The organism is Microvirga yunnanensis, from assembly GCF_025460875.1.
Genome location: NZ_JAMXFI010000035.1, coordinates 17,316 through 33,776 on the forward strand (window position 1 = coordinate 17,316; position 16,461 = coordinate 33,776).

13 protein-coding genes are annotated in these 16,461 nt (G+C 58.7%); 11 read left to right on the top strand and 2 right to left on the bottom strand.

The window, feature by feature from the left end; genetic code table 11:
* Positions 1-150: 150 nt before the first annotated feature.
* From NF876_RS18255 to NF876_RS18305, 11 genes are all read left to right on the top strand, one after another.
* Entirely contained in the window at positions 151-2,064 is a 1,914-nt protein-coding gene (locus NF876_RS18255; protein ID WP_262270124.1) for an ABC transporter substrate-binding protein, read from the top strand.
* Positions 2,065-2,147: 83 nt separating this feature from the next.
* Entirely contained in the window at positions 2,148-3,137 is a 990-nt protein-coding gene (locus tag NF876_RS18260; RefSeq protein ID WP_262265845.1) for an ABC transporter permease, read from the top strand.
* Positions 3,138-3,147: 10 nt separating this feature from the next.
* Positions 3,148-4,278, top strand: coding sequence for an ABC transporter permease (locus NF876_RS18265; RefSeq protein WP_262265846.1), 1,131 nt, complete (start codon positions 3,148-3,150; stop codon positions 4,276-4,278).
* A 28-nt stretch (positions 4,279-4,306) separates the two neighbouring features.
* Positions 4,307-5,362, top strand: coding sequence for an ABC transporter ATP-binding protein (locus NF876_RS18270; RefSeq protein ID WP_262265847.1), 1,056 nt, complete (start codon positions 4,307-4,309; stop codon positions 5,360-5,362).
* Positions 5,355-6,419 (top strand): ABC transporter ATP-binding protein, encoded by a 1,065-nt coding sequence (locus NF876_RS18275; protein ID WP_315974875.1) that lies wholly within the window; start codon positions 5,355-5,357, stop codon positions 6,417-6,419. The genes NF876_RS18270 and NF876_RS18275 overlap by 8 nt, the downstream gene beginning before the upstream one ends.
* Complete coding sequence (locus NF876_RS18280) at positions 6,412-7,245, top strand: 5-deoxy-glucuronate isomerase (protein WP_262265848.1); 834 nt, start codon at positions 6,412-6,414, stop codon at positions 7,243-7,245. The genes NF876_RS18275 and NF876_RS18280 overlap by 8 nt, the downstream gene beginning before the upstream one ends.
* Positions 7,246-7,365: 120 nt before the next feature.
* Positions 7,366-9,204, top strand: coding sequence for a GH39 family glycosyl hydrolase (locus NF876_RS18285; RefSeq protein WP_262270131.1), 1,839 nt, complete (start codon positions 7,366-7,368; stop codon positions 9,202-9,204).
* Positions 9,205-9,214: 10 nt separating this feature from the next.
* A complete protein-coding gene (locus tag NF876_RS18290) occupies positions 9,215-10,042 on the top strand; it encodes a sugar phosphate isomerase/epimerase family protein (protein ID WP_262265850.1) in 828 nt (275 codons plus the stop codon).
* 52 nt (positions 10,043-10,094) lie between these two features.
* Complete coding sequence (locus tag NF876_RS18295; protein ID WP_262265851.1) at positions 10,095-11,111, top strand: hydroxyacid dehydrogenase; 1,017 nt, start codon at positions 10,095-10,097, stop codon at positions 11,109-11,111.
* A 422-nt stretch (positions 11,112-11,533) separates the two neighbouring features.
* The gene (locus NF876_RS18300) at positions 11,534-13,138 is read left to right on the top strand and encodes an ABC transporter substrate-binding protein (protein ID WP_262265852.1); all 1,605 of its coding nucleotides are present in this window, start codon (positions 11,534-11,536) and stop codon (positions 13,136-13,138) included.
* Between the two features lie 151 nt (positions 13,139-13,289).
* Positions 13,290-14,084: a creatininase family protein gene (locus NF876_RS18305; RefSeq protein ID WP_315974876.1), complete on the top strand. Its 795-nt coding sequence runs from the start codon at positions 13,290-13,292 to the stop codon at positions 14,082-14,084.
* Positions 14,085-14,717: 633 nt separating this feature from the next.
* Here the strand turns inward: NF876_RS18305 and NF876_RS18310 are convergent.
* Both NF876_RS18310 and NF876_RS18315 read right to left on the bottom strand, forming a co-directional pair.
* On the bottom strand, positions 14,718-15,533 hold the full coding sequence (locus NF876_RS18310) for a sugar phosphate isomerase/epimerase family protein (RefSeq protein WP_262265854.1): 816 nt from the start codon (positions 15,531-15,533) through the stop codon (positions 14,718-14,720).
* Between the two features lie 49 nt (positions 15,534-15,582).
* The gene (locus NF876_RS18315; RefSeq protein WP_262265855.1) at positions 15,583-16,455 is read right to left on the bottom strand and encodes a carbohydrate ABC transporter permease; all 873 of its coding nucleotides are present in this window, start codon (positions 16,453-16,455) and stop codon (positions 15,583-15,585) included.
* Positions 16,456-16,461: the final 6 nt, after the last annotated feature.

Sequence of the window (16,461 nt, forward strand, 5' to 3'; positions counted from 1 at the left end):
GCACAAGAGACGATCAACTCACGTCCGTTAGCATACTCAGCGTCGTACTTACAAGTTCTCTTGTATCCGATACGGGACTTGACGGCGAAACAACGATAACGATAACGTAGCCATCAGCACCCCGAACAGAGGGTGAAAAGGAGGAACGCCATGTCGTCACCGAGACTTGCGCTCGGCCGGGTGGGCTTTTGCCTGCTGATGGGCTGGAGCAGCTTGGCTTTCGCCGAGTACCGTGAAGCCCCCGGCCTGACGAAGGCCGTCGCGGAGGGAAAGCTTCCGCCGGTTGCGCAGCGTCTGCCAGAAACCCCTTTGATCGTGAAGCCACAGGAGAGGATTGGGAAGTACGGCGGGACGTGGCGCCAAGCATTGATTGGCGGATCCGATGACCTCATGGAGAGGACTATCGGCTATACCCGCCTCGTACGCTGGAATCCGGAATGGACCAATGTGGTCCCCGACGTGGCGGAATCCTTTTCGGTCAGTGCCGACGGCACAGAGTATACCTTCAAGCTCCGCAAAGGGACGAAGTGGTCAGATGGCGTTCCATTCACCGCCAACGACATCATGTTCTGGTACAATGACGTGCTGATGAACCGGGAGCTCACGCCGGCAGTGCCTCGCTGGTTGCGCTCCGACAACGATCCCGTGGTGATCGAGAAGGTTGACGACTACACCTTCAAATTCAGGTTCAAGCAGCCGAATGGCATGCTGCCCTGGCATCTCGCCAGCAACTGGGGCGCCGATATTCTCGCCAGTTCCCCAGCTCACTACCTCAAGAAATTCCATAAGAAATATAATCCCGACATCGATCAGGTCGTGAAGAATGCCGGGGCTACGAACTGGGCCACCCTGTTCCTGGCAAAGACGGGGATTGGCGCTGCGTCCGCCCGTTGGCGGGATACCGAGCGTCCCGTTCTCGACCCTTGGAAGCTGACGGTTCCGTATTCCGGGACAACCCAGGTCGTCGCGGAGCGAAACCCCTACTACTTCAAGGTCGATCCGAACGGCAACCAGCTGCCCTATATTGACCGCGTGACCTATGACGTCATGGGGGACGTCCAGTCGGTGGTGCTGAAAGCCACCAACGGCGAGCTCGACATGCAGGCCCAGCGCCTCAATTCGATCGAGACCAGCATCGTGCTGGCTGACAATCGCGAGCGTGGCGATTATCGCCTGTTCAAGGTGCAGCCCGCTTGGTCTAACTCGATGCTGATCTGTCTCAACGAGACGGCTAAGAACCCCGCCCTGCGGGATGTGTTTCGCAGCAAGGACTTTCGCGTTGGCCTATCGCTCGCCATCAACCGCGAGGAACTCAACGAGATCGTCTACTCAGGTCTGGGACGCCCATACCAGGCCGCGCCGCGGCCGGGCACGATGCTCTATGACGAGAAACTTGCGACCCAGTACACCCAATACGATCCGCAGGCCGCGAATGCCGCCATCGACCGCGCTGGTTTCACCAAGCGGGACGGACAGGGATTTAGGCTTGGTCCTGATGGCAGCAGAATCTCGTTTGCGATCGACGTTCTGACTTCGCGAAAATATCAGATCGACGCGCTGGAGCTTATCAAGAGGTATTGGCGAGAAGTCGGCGTCGATATGCAGGTGCGGCCGGTTGAGCAATCTTATGCCTTCGCACGCATGCTCGCCAACGACCACGAAGGCCTCGTGTGGATCGGCGGTGGCGGCTATGATTTCCTCGGCCTGATCGATCCCAAATGGTACTTCCCCTACGAAAACCAGTCTGCCTTTGGCTCGGCTTGGGGGATCCACTTCCAGAACCCGCGCGATCCCAACGCACAGGAGCCGCTGGAGCCAGGCAAGAAGCAGCAGGAGCTTTACGCACGCATGCTGCAGACCGTCGGGGTCGAGAAGCAGGTTGAGATCATGCGCGAGATCTTGGCCATCACGCGTGACCAATTCTATGTCATCGGCACCAATATGGAGCCCGACAATTACGGCGTCGTCAAAAACAACATGAAGAACGTCGCGCCGCAAATGCCCGACACTGCCTTCTATCAGACTCCTGGGCCAACCAATCCCGAGCAATACTTCTACGAGTAGGATCGACCGCGGCGCGGCAAATCCGCTGCGCCGCGGCCCCGCAGGCTGCATGGCACCCCAGCGGTGTCTAACGGAGACAAGCCATGTGGAGCTACATTGCGCGGCGCTTGGTCTATTCGTTCCTGACCTTGGTTGCCGTCTCAGTGGTGTCCTTCATCATTATCCAGCTTCCGCCCGGCGACTTCCTGACGTCGCTTATGAGCAAGTATGCGGAGCAAGGTGGGGGCGAGATTGACCAGGGTGTGCTGGAGAGTCTGCAGTTACGCTACGGTCTCGACCAGCCTTGGTATGTCCAGTACTGGCTCTGGATCAGCGGGATTGTGTTTCATGGCGATTTCGGCCAATCCTTCGCATGGAACAAGCCGGTGTCAGAGCTGATGTGGGATCGGATGGGGCTTACACTGCTCCTTTCCTTGGTCGCGCTGATCGTCACCTGGCTCGTCGCGTTGCCGATCGGCATCTACAGTGCGGTTCGCCGTTACTCGGCACTCGACTATGTCGTGACCTTCCTCGGCTTTATCGGCCTTGCGATCCCGAGCTTTCTGCTCTCGCTTGCGCTCATGTACGTGCTGTCGCGCTACGCTGGGATGAGTGTAGGAGGGCTGTTTTCGGCTTCCTACATCAACGCGCCGTGGAGCTGGGGCAAGGTGTTGGATCTGGCTGCCCACCTGTGGCTTCCGGTTCTCGTCCTTTCCACGAGTGGCACGGCAGCGCTGATCCGCGTGATGCGGGCCAACCTCATCGACGAGCTGCATAAGCCTTATGTGCAGACGGCGCGGGCGAACGGCTTGGGAGAGATGGAGCTTCTGTTCAAATATCCGGTGCGCGTCGCCCTCAACCCGTTTGTGTCGACCATCGGGTGGGTGCTTCCGCACCTGTTCTCAGGGGCGGTCATCGTGTCCGTCGTGCTGAGCTTGCCCACGGCCGGTCCGGTCCTTCTCAGTGCATTGCTGTCCCAGGACATGTATCTGGCCGGCAGCTTCATCATGGTCCTGAGCGTTCTGACGGTCATAGGCACGCTTATCTCTGATCTTTTGCTCGCGTGGCTCGACCCACGTGTGCGTTATCAATGAGGATCCGCCGATGACCGATGCGGCTATTCCGGCGAGCGCCCCGTCTGCCCCCAAGAAGGGTGGGGAACTCGGCCAATGGGCTCTGATATACCGGCGATTCCGCAGGCACAAGCTCGCCTACTGGAGCGGGTTCGTCGTCATCGCCATTTACGTGGTTGCACTCTTCGCCGACTTCATCGCTCCCTTCACGGCGGATAGCTATAATCCCCGCTACATCTATACGCCGCCTCAGACATTAAAGTTCTTCAGCGCGGATGCCCAAGGCCGAACAGTCCCTATCTATGTCAACGGCTATAAAATGGAGATGGATCCGGTCGCACTGAAGCGCCGCTTTGTCGAAGATCCGTCGAAGATTACCCCGATCGGCTTCTTCGTGAAGGGGCAGCCCTACAATCTGCTGGGCATAATCCCTATGGACCGGCATCTCTTTGGTCCGCATGACCCTTCAGCGCCCATGTATCTGTGGGGTACGGATCGCATGGGACGCGACCTTCTCAGCCGCACCATTCTCGGAACAAGGGTTTCGATGTCGATTGGCCTGGTCGGGGTCGCGATCAGTCTCTTGCTCGGCATCATGCTTGGCGGGCTTTCCGGCTATTGTGGCGGCTGGGTCGACGAGGCGGTTCAACGAACGATCGACTTCCTTAAGTCGATCCCGACCATCCCGCTCTGGATGGGACTCGCCGCGGCCATCCCGGCCCGGATGGATCCTCTGTATGTTTATTTCTGGATCACCATCATTCTGTCGCTGATCGGCTGGACGGACCTGGCCCGGGTGGTGCGTGGCCGCTTCCTTTCACTCAAGACAGAGGACTTCGTGCTGGCGGCGAGGCTTGATGGATGCAGTCGGCGGCGCATTATCTGGCGCCACATGGTGCCGTCCTTCACGAGCCATATCGTCGCTTCGGTCACATTGGCAATACCGGCTATGATCCTGGCCGAGACGGCACTCTCCTTCTTAGGGATCGGCCTCAAGCCGCCGGTGGTGAGTTGGGGCGTGCTGCTCAACGATGCCCAGAGCTTGCTCGCCCTGACGAACGCGCCGTGGCTATTTTTGCCCGGTCTTGCGGTCGTCATCTCTGTCCTTGCTCTCAACTTCCTTGGTGACGGAATTCGTGATGCAGCCGACCCCTATTCTTGAGTTTCAACCGGTTCGACAGGAGGTGAGCATGGCTGCTCCGCAAGCACGCGATCCCCTCTTTGAGGTGGAGGATCTGAAAGTTCACTTCCTCACCGATGATGGAACGGTCAGAGCCGTGGACGGAGTGACGTTCGAGATTCCACGCGGCAAGACCGTGTGCATCGTCGGCGAGTCTGGCTCTGGGAAGAGTATCACGGGACGCTCGCTCATGAATCTCCTGCCCGGGATGGCTCGGATCGCTGGTGGGCGGGTTCGGTTTCGTCCCGAGCTGGATCAGGAGGTGGAGATCACCGCACTCGATCCCAGAGGCCCTCAAATCCGGTCGATCCGAGGCAAACAAATCTCCCTCATCTCACAAGAGCCTATGGCTGCCCTCTCGCCAGTGCATACCATTGGGCAGCAGATGATCCCGGTCATCCAACGCCATCTGAAGTTGTCGAGGAAGCAGGCGGCTGATCATGCCACGGCCATGCTCGCCCGTGTGGGTCTGCCCAGGCCAGCGGAGCGGCTCAATCGCTATCCATTCGAGTTTTCCGGGGGCATGCGCCAGCGCGTCTGCATAGCAATGGCGTTGGCGTGCCGGCCTAAGCTCGTGATTGCCGACGAGCCAACAACAGCACTTGACGTGACGACTCAGGCAAACATTCTGGACCTACTGCAGGAACTCCAGAGCGAGTTCAAGCTGTCGATCCTGTTCATCACTCACGACTTGGGTGTCGTCGCTGAGGTCGCAAGCGAAGTTGTCGTGATGTATCTCGGGAAGGTCGTCGAGCGCGGATCAGTGGAGGAAATCTTCTACGATCCTCGTCATCCTTATACCCGCGCCCTTCTAAGATCCGTACCGCGGCTCGGTGCGGGGAAAAATACCCGCTTGGCGACGATCAAGGGAATGGTCCCCTCGCCCTTCGATCGCCCAACGGGATGCGACTTCCATCCGCGCTGTGAGTATGCGCAGGCGGGCTTATGCGACGTGACTGACCCTGGCCGGGTAATCATCGGGCCGGGGCGGGACGTTCGGTGCGTGTTACAAAGTCCAGCAACCGTCCTTGACGCGAACCCGTCTCGGAGAGTGGCCCATGTCTGAGAATGTGCTGCGCCACCATCCGGAGCGGTTACTGGAGGTTAGCGACCTTACAAAGGTGTTTCCTCCGCGAAAAGGATTTCTCGGCAGATCGTCCGGGCCTCCCGTCCGTGCCGTTGACGGCATCTCATTCGATATCCGGTCCGGCGAGACATTGGGACTAGTGGGCGAGTCGGGATGCGGGAAGTCCACGGTCACGCGGTGCATCCTCGGCATCGACCCTCCTACCTCTGGGACAATCCGCTACCTCGAGCGGAACGGACAGGTGGAGAACCTTACCAGCCTGTCTGAAACGGACCGTCTCCGGTTCTGCACCGACATGCGGATCGTCTTCCAAGATCCGCAGGCTTCACTCAACCCGCGCATGCAAGTCGTCGACATCGTCGGTGAGGTCTTGAAGGTGAACCGGGTTGTCCCGCGGTCGGAGATCGAGCGTCACGTTCGGCAGCTGCTGATCCGGGTGGGGTTAAGGCCCGAGTACTCCCATCGGTACCCGCACGCGTTTTCAGGTGGCGAGCGCCAGCGCGTCGGGATTGCGCGTGCCCTTGCCACCCATCCACGTCTCGTGGTTCTGGACGAGGCCGTGTCGGCGCTGGACGTCAGCGTGCGGGCCCAGACCCTGAACCTGCTCAGAGATCTGCAGGAAGAGTTTGGCCTCACCTACCTCTTTGTCAGTCATGACCTCAGCGTCATCGAATACATCTGCGACCGGGTGATCGTGATGTATGTCGGCCAGATCGTCGAGATCGCGGAATCGAGCGAACTGTTCGCGCGTCCGCTCCATCCTTACACCGAGGCGCTCCTGTCCGCCCTCCCCGTCCCCGATCCGGCCTACAAGCGCAAAGGGCGCCGGATCCACCTCTCGGGCGAAGTCGCCGACCCGGCCTACCGCCCAGCTGGCTGCAGCTTCCACCCGCGGTGCCGCTTCGCGACCGAACTCTGCAAGGAGAAAGTGCCGCCCTTGCGCACCCTTCAGGGGCGTTCTGTCGCCTGTCACTACGCCGAGGAGCTGACGCTCCAAGGCGTCCATCCCGCTCCAGCTGAGGCCCAGAATGCCTAAAGTTATTCGCAGTCGCGACAATCGCAACAAGCCGATCGTGGTCAACGACGAGTTGCTCAACCGGACATATTTCAACCGTCTTCGCTTGGCACCCGGCGATACCTACGAGGAGCGTCTGGTCGATTTTGAAACTTTGTATGTCGTCCTGTCAGGCACCGTCGATATCGTTGTCGATGGGGAGCACTTTCGCGATGTCGGCCAGCGCGAGGATATTTGGTCAGGTCGCGCCGACTCGGTTTATGTGCCTGTCGGAGCTTGCGTGCGGATCGAAAGTCCCAGGGGCAACGTCGAGATCGCGGTGGCGGGCGCCCTTTGCAAGACGCCTTTCAAAGCGTTCCGCATCCGACCCGAGGATGTTGATATGGTGGATGTAGGATCGACTGGCACCCATAGCCGTCGTCGCATCTTCCACATTCTCGGTCAGAGCACGATCGGCCGCACGGGCCATTTGTTGGTGAGCGAACTCTATGCCGATGAAGGCTGCTGGTCAGGCTATCCACCACACAAGCACGATACGGACCGAACTGAGGGAGAAACGGCTCACGAGGAGCTTTATCACTATCGCTTTAGCCCGGAGAGCGGATTTGGCGTGCAACTGACTTATGAGGATGGACAAGAGAACTGTTACATGACGCGCGACGGCGACACCATCCTCGTCGACCGCGGCTATCATCCGACGGCCTCGTCGCCGGGCCATCGCTCCTACATTTTTACAATCCTGGTCGGGAAAACGAAGCGCGGCCTCGTGCAATACTTCGATCCAAGGCACGCTCACCTTGTCTCAGCGATCCCGGGCATCCAAGCGATGCGCGATAAGTTCAAATAGTAAATCGCAGGTGCAAGACATCCCAGTAACTTGCGCCACCGGGGTTAGGTTATGGCTTCGCCCGACTAATCAATCTTCAAGGATATGCCAATGCAGCCGGTAACGAACCTTCGTGTCGACATGGATAGGGCCGGAACCGAGTTCTCGAGGTTCTGGCGCTCAACAGGTTTTTCTCCGGCGGAGTTGCTCCTTGAACCCGAGATGCGTCAGACTCTCGCATACGTTGGAGGGGTGCCCAATCGCGGTATTGAGTTTCTGCGGGTCCACTACATGCTCGACCTTGTTACGGCGCAGCGGTTCGGCCATTATGATTGGTCGCGCCTTGACCGGGCTCTGGAGGTCATGGTCGAGCACCGTCTCAAGCCCTTCTTCGAATTGATGGGTAACCCCTCCTATCTGTTCACCGACTTCAACAATCGGGACCAAGCCTACCATTGGCGGGATTTTGTTACAGCTCTCGCTGAGCGCTATCGCGATCGGTTTAGCGCCGACGAAATTCGGACCTGGTATTTCGAGACCTGGAACGAACCCGACATCTGGTGGAAGCTCGGCGGCGAGGCAGGCTTCAATAACTATTATGATGCCTGCTCGGAAGGGCTCAGGGCCGTCGACCCGGCTCTCCGGTTCGGTGGGCCGGGCGTTGCGCGGCGATTGCCGCCGATCTTCAAATCCCTTCTTGCCCACTGCGACACGGGCGAGAACTTCTTTACGGGAGAAATCGGAGTTCGGATCGATTTCATCTCCGTGCATGAGAAGGGAGCCAGAAAGCACGTAGAGGATCTGACGCCGAACAGCTTGTCGATCTGTCGCCACGAAATGATGGCGGTGGATTACGTGCGTCAAAACCATCCTCGGTTCGCGTCACTGCCGTTCATCAATAATGAGTGCGATCCCCAAATCGGCTGGCATATCCCGCATACCTGGCATGCGATGCCCTACTTCGCCGCTCTCGCAGCGAAGATCATCGATCAGCACCAACGGATCCTGATCGATAGGGAAGGTGTCAACTATGCCGTCCTGAGCAACGACAACGGATTCATCGGACGCTGGGGGCAACGAACACATCTGTGCTATTTCGGGCAGCGTGAAATCCTTGCGGCACAGGCCGAGCACCGCACGGATATTAGCGCTCTCGACGCGCGCATAGCCGCTCCGAAGCCATTCGAACTCGTCAAGAAACCGGCTCTGAGCGCCATGGAGCTCATGGCGCTTCTCGGCGAGGAACGCCTTGCCGTCAAAGGTGATGCTCTTGATCCTGATACGGACGGGCTCGGTGCTTTGGCCACCCGCCTTCCCGACGGCGCGGCCGTTCTCCTGTACAACAGTGTCGATCGGATCTGGGTATCCGGAACGCGTTCAATCCGGGTGGCGTTCGACAGCGTTCGCCCTGGAACCTATGCAATTGCGACTTTTCGGATCCAGAATGGCATGGGGGACCCTTTCACCGTTTGGGAAGAACTCGGCGGGCCGGATATTCCCGGCCCAGATGAACTCGATGCTCTGCGTGCGGCCCAGGAACCGGAACTCAGCATCGAGACGATCCGCGTCGGCGGCAGCCATCGGCCGGTCGAGCGGATGTTGGAACTCGCCTTGCCTGGAATCGCGCTCGTGGCGCTCATCGAGCGGTCTGCATCTGCGCCGAAAGTGCCGACACAACTCACGGTCCGCCACTACCCGGGACTGAACGATGCGACCAATGCCGTTCTGTTTTGGCAAGGCGAGGGACAGGGTAGTTCGATCGAACTTTTCGACGTCCTGTGGAGTCCGGACCAGGAGGGGCCTTACGAAGTCGTCAATCCCGCTGGACTTTTATCAAGCGTTTTCGTGCATCGCCTCAACACGGTGCCGGGCTATTACCGTGTCAGATCCCGGGATCTGTTCGGCCGTACGAGCGAGCTGTCGTCAGCAGTTAGCGGCTGCGCCGAGGATGTCGAACCGGGAATAGTGCGCGCCGCGTGAGGGAGCGACCATGCAGGTCATCATGTTTACGAAGCTGTTTCGAGAGCTTGGCAGCAGCGAGACGGCGGCATTGCTCAGCGAGATCGGGTTCGACGGAGTTGATCTACTAATCCGGGAAGGCTGGCACGTCACGCCACAGACAGCCGACAGCATCGAGGGAGTTGTCACCCAGTTCAAGCAGCGCGGGCTCAATGTCCCAATGGCGACATGTGACGCCGTTGATCCCAGCGATCCGATCACGGAGAGGATTATCGCGCACTGCGCTGAGGCCGGCATAGGCCTCCTTCGCATTGGCTACTGGCGTTACGACCAGGCGCATGGGTATCGGACGATTCTTAAGGAGGCGCAGGATCAGCTTGCCGGGCTGGCGCGGCTTGCCGAGCGGCATAGCATTTGCCTTGCGCTTCAGCTGCATGGTGGGACGATTCATTCGTCGTCAGGACAGGCTCTTCATCTTCTTACGCCGCATGATCCACGCTATGTTGGAGCCTACGTCGATCCTGGTAATCAGGTGGTCCAGGAGGGGCGGGAGGACTGGCGCCTGACACTCGACGCGCTTGAGCCCTGGCTCTGCTGTCTCGGCGTCAAGAACGGCGGCTGGTTTGCCGGCATGAACGACGAGAATGGTCAGCGGAGATGGCACAGCGATTGGTTGCCGATGTCGGATGGAATGGTTCCCTGGTCCGATATCTTGGCCCATCTTTCGCAAACCCGCTTCTCCGGCATACTGTCTTTGCACAGCCAGTACCGCATCCCCTTTGCTCAGGCGGTTGCTCAGACGGGCGTTGACCTGGGCTTCGTGCGCCGCATTCTGGGCGACACCCGGAAGCCGACATGATCCTGATACTCACACCTCGCTATGACGACTACGGATCTCAAAAGGTAATACCATGCACGCGATGCCCAGTGTTGAACGGCCGACAGTCGCGATCCTGCTTCCTCCCGAAAGCCGCCGCCTTGTACTAAGCGAAGCCGCCGAGCAACGGTTGAACAACGTCGCCCGGGTGCACACGATCGCGGAGACAAGTCTCTCGATGTCGGTCCTTCGCGAGCTAGTTGGCGGATCTTCGATCTGGCTCACCGGCTGGGGGACTCCTCCGCTCGCTGATCTTCTTACAGATGCTCCCAATGTGAAGCTGGTCGGCCATTTCGCCGGAAGTATCCGCCGGCTGATACCTGAATATGCTCTGAGCGGCGGCCTGCGTGTGACCCACGCTGCTGGAGCCATCAGCGACTCCGTGGCGGAATTTGTGCTGGCGCAGATCCTCATGGCTCTTAGGCACGGTGATGCCTTCAACACTGGCATGAAGGCCGGACAAGGCTGGGAGCTACGCGACCGCTATCCAGGTCGTCTGCTCGGTGCGTTGACGGTCGGGATTGTCGGAGCCGGCTATGTCGGCCGGGCGGTGATCCGGCTCCTGCGCGCGTTTCATGCAACGGTCTTGCTGGCCGACCCGACCATCTCGGAGGAGGCGGCGCGAGAGCTTGGGGTAGAGCGAGTTCCGCTCAGCGAACTGATCGAGCGTTGCGACGTGGTTAGCCTTCACGCGCCCCTGCTGGATGCAACGAAGGGCATGCTCGGCACGGCCGAGCTGAGCCGACTCCGCGATGGAGCCCTCCTTGTGAACATGGCGCGATCGCCTCTCGTCAACGAACAAGCTCTGGTCGCTGAATTAAAGCGCGGGCGCATCCGCGCAATCCTTGACGTCTTCGATGAGGAACCACTTCCCGCGTCGAGCCCACTTCGACAGCTTCCCAACGTGTATCTCTCTCCCCATGCTGCGGGTCACACACAGGATAGCCATTGGCGGCAGGGGGATTTGATTGTCGACGAGGTCGAGCGCTTCGTACGCGGTGAACCGCTTCAGTTCGAGATCTCCGCGGCAGCTATGAGGCATATGGCCTGATAGGACTCTGGAACTTGATGCAAGTGTGTTTCGTATGACAGGTGAGGAATATATTGAGCCCTTTTCAATCGTTCAGCGTCTTAGTTCGGTTCTAATCGCCGAAATCCCACAACTTCCTCAGCTTTCAGAGCCCGAGAGTGTTACACTCTTGGGTTACCGCGATGAGACATTTTAGCTTTGCGCCTACATCCGGAGACAGCCACTTACATAACCTCTGGTGTCACTTGGGCAAAAGTCGATGAATAAGTCACAGAGCAGCTCCAGATTGTCCACTTCGACGGTCGGGCGCAGGATCGGACATGTCTAGGCGGCATTCAACTGATTTTCTTGCGGCGCCGGACGCTCGTGAAGGCCTAGTAACCTTGCTGTCTGATTTTGGCTGGCTAAGATTACCAAGATGATCTGTCACTCAGGAGAACACAATGCTTTGCCGCACGTCAGCTGCCAGCTTCGCACTCCTTGCCATGATGAGCGTCGCCTCCGCTGAGACCCTCGTGGTCTGTACTGAAGCTAGCCCGGATTTCCTCAATCCGCAGTTCTCCACCGCCAACACGTCATTCGATGTCGCGGCCCAAATCTATGACAGGCTCGTGGGTGTCGAGCGTGGAGGTTCCAAGATCATTCCGGGTCTTGCCGAGTCGTGGAGCGTCTCCGATGATGGCCTCACGTATACCTTCAAACTCCGCGAGGGCGTGACTTGGCATTCGAACCGCGCGTTTACACCAACTCGCCCGTTCAATGCCGATGATGTCGTCTTCACGTTCCAGCGGATGATCGATAAGAATCATCCCTTCCATGGTGTCGGAAGGGGGAGCTACGAGTACTATGAAGGTCTGGTCGCCCCCTTTTTAAAGTCCGTCGAAAAGGTTGATAACCGCACCATTCGGTTTGTGCTCAAGGAGCCTCAGGCTGCCCTGCTTGGTGCGCTTTCCGTCGAGCCCATGTCCATTCTTTCGGCTGAATACGCAGACGCTATGCAAAAGGCCGGTACCCCAGATCAGGTCAATCAGGTCCCAATCGGAACGGGTCCGTTCAGCTTCGTTGCTTATCAGAAGGACGCCACTGTCCGCTTCAAGCGCTTCCCACAATACTGGGGCGAGGCCGCGGGTCTGTCTGATCGGACTGCTCAGGTGAGTGATCTCGTCTTTGCGATCACGCCCGATCCCAGCATCCGCTACGCCAAGGTGAAGGCGGGCGAATGCCACATCGCACGCTATCCTAATCCTGGCGATCTCGCCGCAATGAAGGCTGATCCCAATCTGAATGTGCACTCGGGTACGATTGCGGACATGAGCTACTTGGCCTTCAACAACCAGAAAAAGCCGTTTGACGATCGCCGTGTTCGTGAGGCCCTGATCCATGCGATAAACCTGCCGGCACTCGTCGAAACTGTGTATCAAGGTACTGGGACGCCGACGGCTGCTCTCATTCCTCCGACCCTGTGGGGCCACAGTGACGAACTCAAACAACGCGAGTATGATCCTGAGAAGGCCAAGAAGCTTCTCGCCGAGGCTGGATTTCCCAATGGGTTCAAGACAACCTTGTGGGCGATCCCAGTGGTCAGGGCGTATATGCCGAACGGGCGCCGAGCTGCTGAGTTGATCCAGGCAGACTGGGCCAAGGTTGGTGTTCAAGCTGAGATCATGACGTACGAGTGGGGCGAGTACCTGAAGCGGACGCGCCAGGGTGAGCACAACGTCGCCATGAGTGGCAGCACGTGGGATTATCCGGACCCGAGCCAAATCCTGTCGTTGAGCTGGAGCTGTGACGCGGTCAACACTGGGGGCAACCGAGGCCGCTGGTGCAACAAGGAGTTCTCGGACAAACTGGCACGGGCGAATTCCATCAGCAACCAGGAGGAGCGCACCAAGCTCTACCTGGATGTTCAGAAGATCTTCCATGACGATGCGGCATCACTTCTCTTCGCCAATGCCCAGGCCTTTACGCCAGTTCGCAAAGAGGTCTCCGGCTATAAGATGCACTTCTTTGGCGGGCAGCCCTTCTATGGGGTGTCCCTCAAGCAATAGGGCACGCACGACGCGTCTCTAAACTCCCAGGAACTGGCAGCATCTCGGGAAGCCACCATTTCGCATCAAACCCGCCGGACCGCTACGGCCCGGACCGTAACCAAGAACGAGGGGCAGGAACGCTATGACGATTGAGGTAGAATGGGCTCGGATGACCGCACCCGAGCTGAGGGCACTAGCGGCTCGTGCGAACGCATTGGCGGTGCTTCCGGTGGGCTCACTTGAGCAGCATGGGCCCCATCTGCCTGTGATCACCGATACGGCCAGCGCCAGCGCGGCTGCGATCAGAGCGGCGCAGCTGGTAGCCGACGAGATCCCAGTGGCTGTCCTACCGGGCCTTTGGCTCGGCATGAGCGAACATCACCTTCCATTCGGCGGCACGATCAGCCTCGACTACGACGCATATCACGGTATCCTGCGCAGTATCGTGCGCTCCTTGAAGGCCCTTGGGTTCAAGCGTCTTCTCATCGTCAACGGCCACGGTGGCAACATCGACCCGCTGGCGGTTGCCGTACGGGAGCTTGCGGTGACCTTCGCCATTCCGATCGTTGCAACCACGCCATGGATGCTGGCGTCCGATGAGATCGCAGCCATAGCCGAATCCGAAACACCACGGCATGCCTGTGAGGGTGAAACCTCAGTGATGATGGCGATTGCCAGCGACATCGTGCGTACGGACAAGTTTGACGAGGCCGTGCAGCAGGCTCCCAAGCGTGTTGAAGCACCTCATGGCTTCTTGAGGTTCTACTCGTTTTCGGAGCGGGCTCCTATAACTGGCACTTGGGGTGACCCACGTCCGGCAACACCGGAGAAAGGCGAACGCTTTCTTGCGATCCAGGCAAAAGCGTTAGCGCAAGCCATACGCGATGAGCGCCTCTGGTCCGCACCTGATCCCATCTGGCAGCAAGATCGAGGCCAGGGGAGTACCTCTGGAAAGGTCGACTGATAGGGAAGCATGTCCAACCCGGCTGAGGTGCCGAGGAGTTGCCATCCGCGGCCAATCTCAACCACTCGCAGAATCAGTCTCTGACCGACCCAGAAGCTCAAATCCTTCGGTTGTTGAAGGCTGGTAAGGAGAAGGGCGAGACTGCGGCTGACGTCGGCGCGGGCGAAGTCGCTGTGAAAGAGCACATCAAGACGATCTTGCGAAAGGCCATCGGGTCAGCCAGCTAAAGGTCCAGTCCGAAGAGAATCGTGGGCCTTGTCCTGGAGACATCCCGACTCCTGGCAGCACAATAAGCGCTTGGCGGAAGAGCAGCGCAAGCGTCAAGGGCTCTCTCCTCGATAACCTCCAGCGGAACATATCGGAGCTCTAACCCCTCAGCTTCAGGTGAGTACTCGTCCGGTCTGCCCTAGAACGGAACCTAGCAAATCCAACGATCGGAAGCATCGAAGTTTCTGGGTTCGGAGCCATCCACAGCATCAAAAGTTATAGTTCTGTTTGGACTGGTCCTGCCACTCACAGTCACCACGTCAAAGCGTGGAAGAGTGCAAAGTTGTGGCACTGGACGCAACTGAAAGCGCCTAGCTATGCCCTTTATAACTACCCCGTGTAGGGATCCAATACGAAGCCGGGGATTCACCAATCCGCGACAAGCGACCTGAGGTGGGCTAAATCCTCTTTCAGGAAGGGGATGACATCATCTCCCATGCGCTGCGGCTTGCCGGCAGGGTCACTGTACTCGGCGGGTAGGCACAGGGTGCCGGCAAACCCGGCTTTCTTCAGGCAATCGACGAACTCCTGCCACGAGTACCCTCCGTGTTGATGCGTCGTCCACTTGACCTTGTAGACGGCCTCATCCTCGGGTCCATTAACCCGGGCGTGGTAGGCGCTCTTGAAGTTGACTTGGTGCTGGAGCTTGTCCTTGACAATGTCGACGGCCATCGCGGTCGGCTCGCCATCGACGGCGCAATGGGCCATGTCCAGCACCGCGCAAACGTGGCGCGGGTCGTACTTCTCGATCAGGTGAAGCAGTCCGACAGCGCTTCCGACGAAGCAGCCATAGTGATTTTGGACACCGATCGCGACCCCATGACGGTCCAAGGCCGGAAGCAGTGCGTCGAACCGGCGGCGGTAATTCTCGATCGATCGGACATAGCCGAGACTGAGATCGATAGGCGCCATGATGCGGATGAGCGGTATGCCGCTGTCGCCGCAGGCCGCGATGATCGCTTCGTCCGCCGTGCTGGCGACACTGAAGATCTTCAGCCCGCTCGCGCCCAGCACGCGGGTTGCATCCGCCAATCCCGCCGCAGCGTTCTCAGGCGCCACCTGATAGCCCGGCCGAACCGGAAGCTCGATGCCATCCAGCCCCAGGGACGCCACCTTGTCAGCAAGGGGCGGCAGGGATTCTGTCCAAGGTTTCGTGAAGACGGAGATCGGATGCTTCGCCATTGAATAGGCCCTACAATGCAGCGGATTGGCTTGATCGTCGCTCGTGCTCTCAGCCTTTAAGGCCTGACGTTGCAATGCCTTCGATCAGCCGGCGCTGAAAGACGAAGAACACAACGAATAGGGGAACCAGCGACAGCAGCGACATGGCCAGGAGCGGACCCCATGAAGATGCACCTTTCGACGACATGAGAAGGCTCAGCCCTTGCGGCACCGTGTAAAGGTCCATTGAGGTGAGATACACCAGAGGCGACAGAAAGTCTTCATAGGTCCAGATGAAGGAGAACACTGCTGTGGTTACCAGAGCTGGCGTCAAAAGCGGCAGAATCACCGACCAGTAAATACGAATCGGCCCGGCGCCATCGATGACGGCCGCCTCATCGAGTTCGCGCGGAATGCCGCGGATGAACTGGACCATCAGGAAGATAAAGAAGGAGTCCACAGCCAGGAACTTCGGCACGGTGAGTGGCAGGAACGTGTTCACCCAACCCAGGTTATAGAACAGGGCGTATTGTGGGATCAGCGTCGCGTGCAGGGGCAGCATGATCGTGAGCATCATCAAGGCGAACAGCGTTCTCTTGAAGACGAAGTTCAACCTCGCGAACGCATAGGCCACCATGCTGCAGGCAAAAACGTTGCCGACCACTGCAAGGCCGGAGACAATGAAGGAATTCAGGAAGAAGGACGAGAATGGCAAGGCCGCGCCTCGCCAGCCATCGACATAGTTCTGCAACCGGATCTTGGTCGGCCAAAGGCTAAGATCAGAGAAGATGAGGTTGGCCGGCTTTAGCGAACTGCTTGCCAGCCAGAGCAGTGGATAGATCATCACCAGCGCGCCCAGGATGAGGAAACCATGCACGATGATACTACGCCACCGGATCGTTAGCTTTTTCGGCTCTCGAGTCAGTACGGAAGGAGTTGTCATGGCAGC

Coding starts and splice junctions, on each gene's coding strand:
- NF876_RS18255 (WP_262270124.1), top strand. CDS start 151: ATGTCGTCACCGAGACTTGCGCTCGGCCGGGTGGGCTTTTGCCTGCTG.
- NF876_RS18260 (WP_262265845.1), top strand. CDS start 2,148: ATGTGGAGCTACATTGCGCGGCGCTTGGTCTATTCGTTCCTGACCTTG.
- NF876_RS18265 (WP_262265846.1), top strand. CDS start 3,148: ATGACCGATGCGGCTATTCCGGCGAGCGCCCCGTCTGCCCCCAAGAAG.
- NF876_RS18270 (WP_262265847.1), top strand. CDS start 4,307: ATGGCTGCTCCGCAAGCACGCGATCCCCTCTTTGAGGTGGAGGATCTG.
- NF876_RS18275 (WP_315974875.1), top strand. CDS start 5,355: ATGTCTGAGAATGTGCTGCGCCACCATCCGGAGCGGTTACTGGAGGTT.
- NF876_RS18280 (WP_262265848.1), top strand. CDS start 6,412: ATGCCTAAAGTTATTCGCAGTCGCGACAATCGCAACAAGCCGATCGTG.
- NF876_RS18285 (WP_262270131.1), top strand. CDS start 7,366: ATGGATAGGGCCGGAACCGAGTTCTCGAGGTTCTGGCGCTCAACAGGT.
- NF876_RS18290 (WP_262265850.1), top strand. CDS start 9,215: ATGCAGGTCATCATGTTTACGAAGCTGTTTCGAGAGCTTGGCAGCAGC.
- NF876_RS18295 (WP_262265851.1), top strand. CDS start 10,095: ATGCACGCGATGCCCAGTGTTGAACGGCCGACAGTCGCGATCCTGCTT.
- NF876_RS18300 (WP_262265852.1), top strand. CDS start 11,534: ATGCTTTGCCGCACGTCAGCTGCCAGCTTCGCACTCCTTGCCATGATG.
- NF876_RS18305 (WP_315974876.1), top strand. CDS start 13,290: ATGACCGCACCCGAGCTGAGGGCACTAGCGGCTCGTGCGAACGCATTG.
- NF876_RS18310 (WP_262265854.1), bottom strand. CDS start 15,533: ATGGCGAAGCATCCGATCTCCGTCTTCACGAAACCTTGGACAGAATCC.
- NF876_RS18315 (WP_262265855.1), bottom strand. CDS start 16,455: ATGACAACTCCTTCCGTACTGACTCGAGAGCCGAAAAAGCTAACGATC.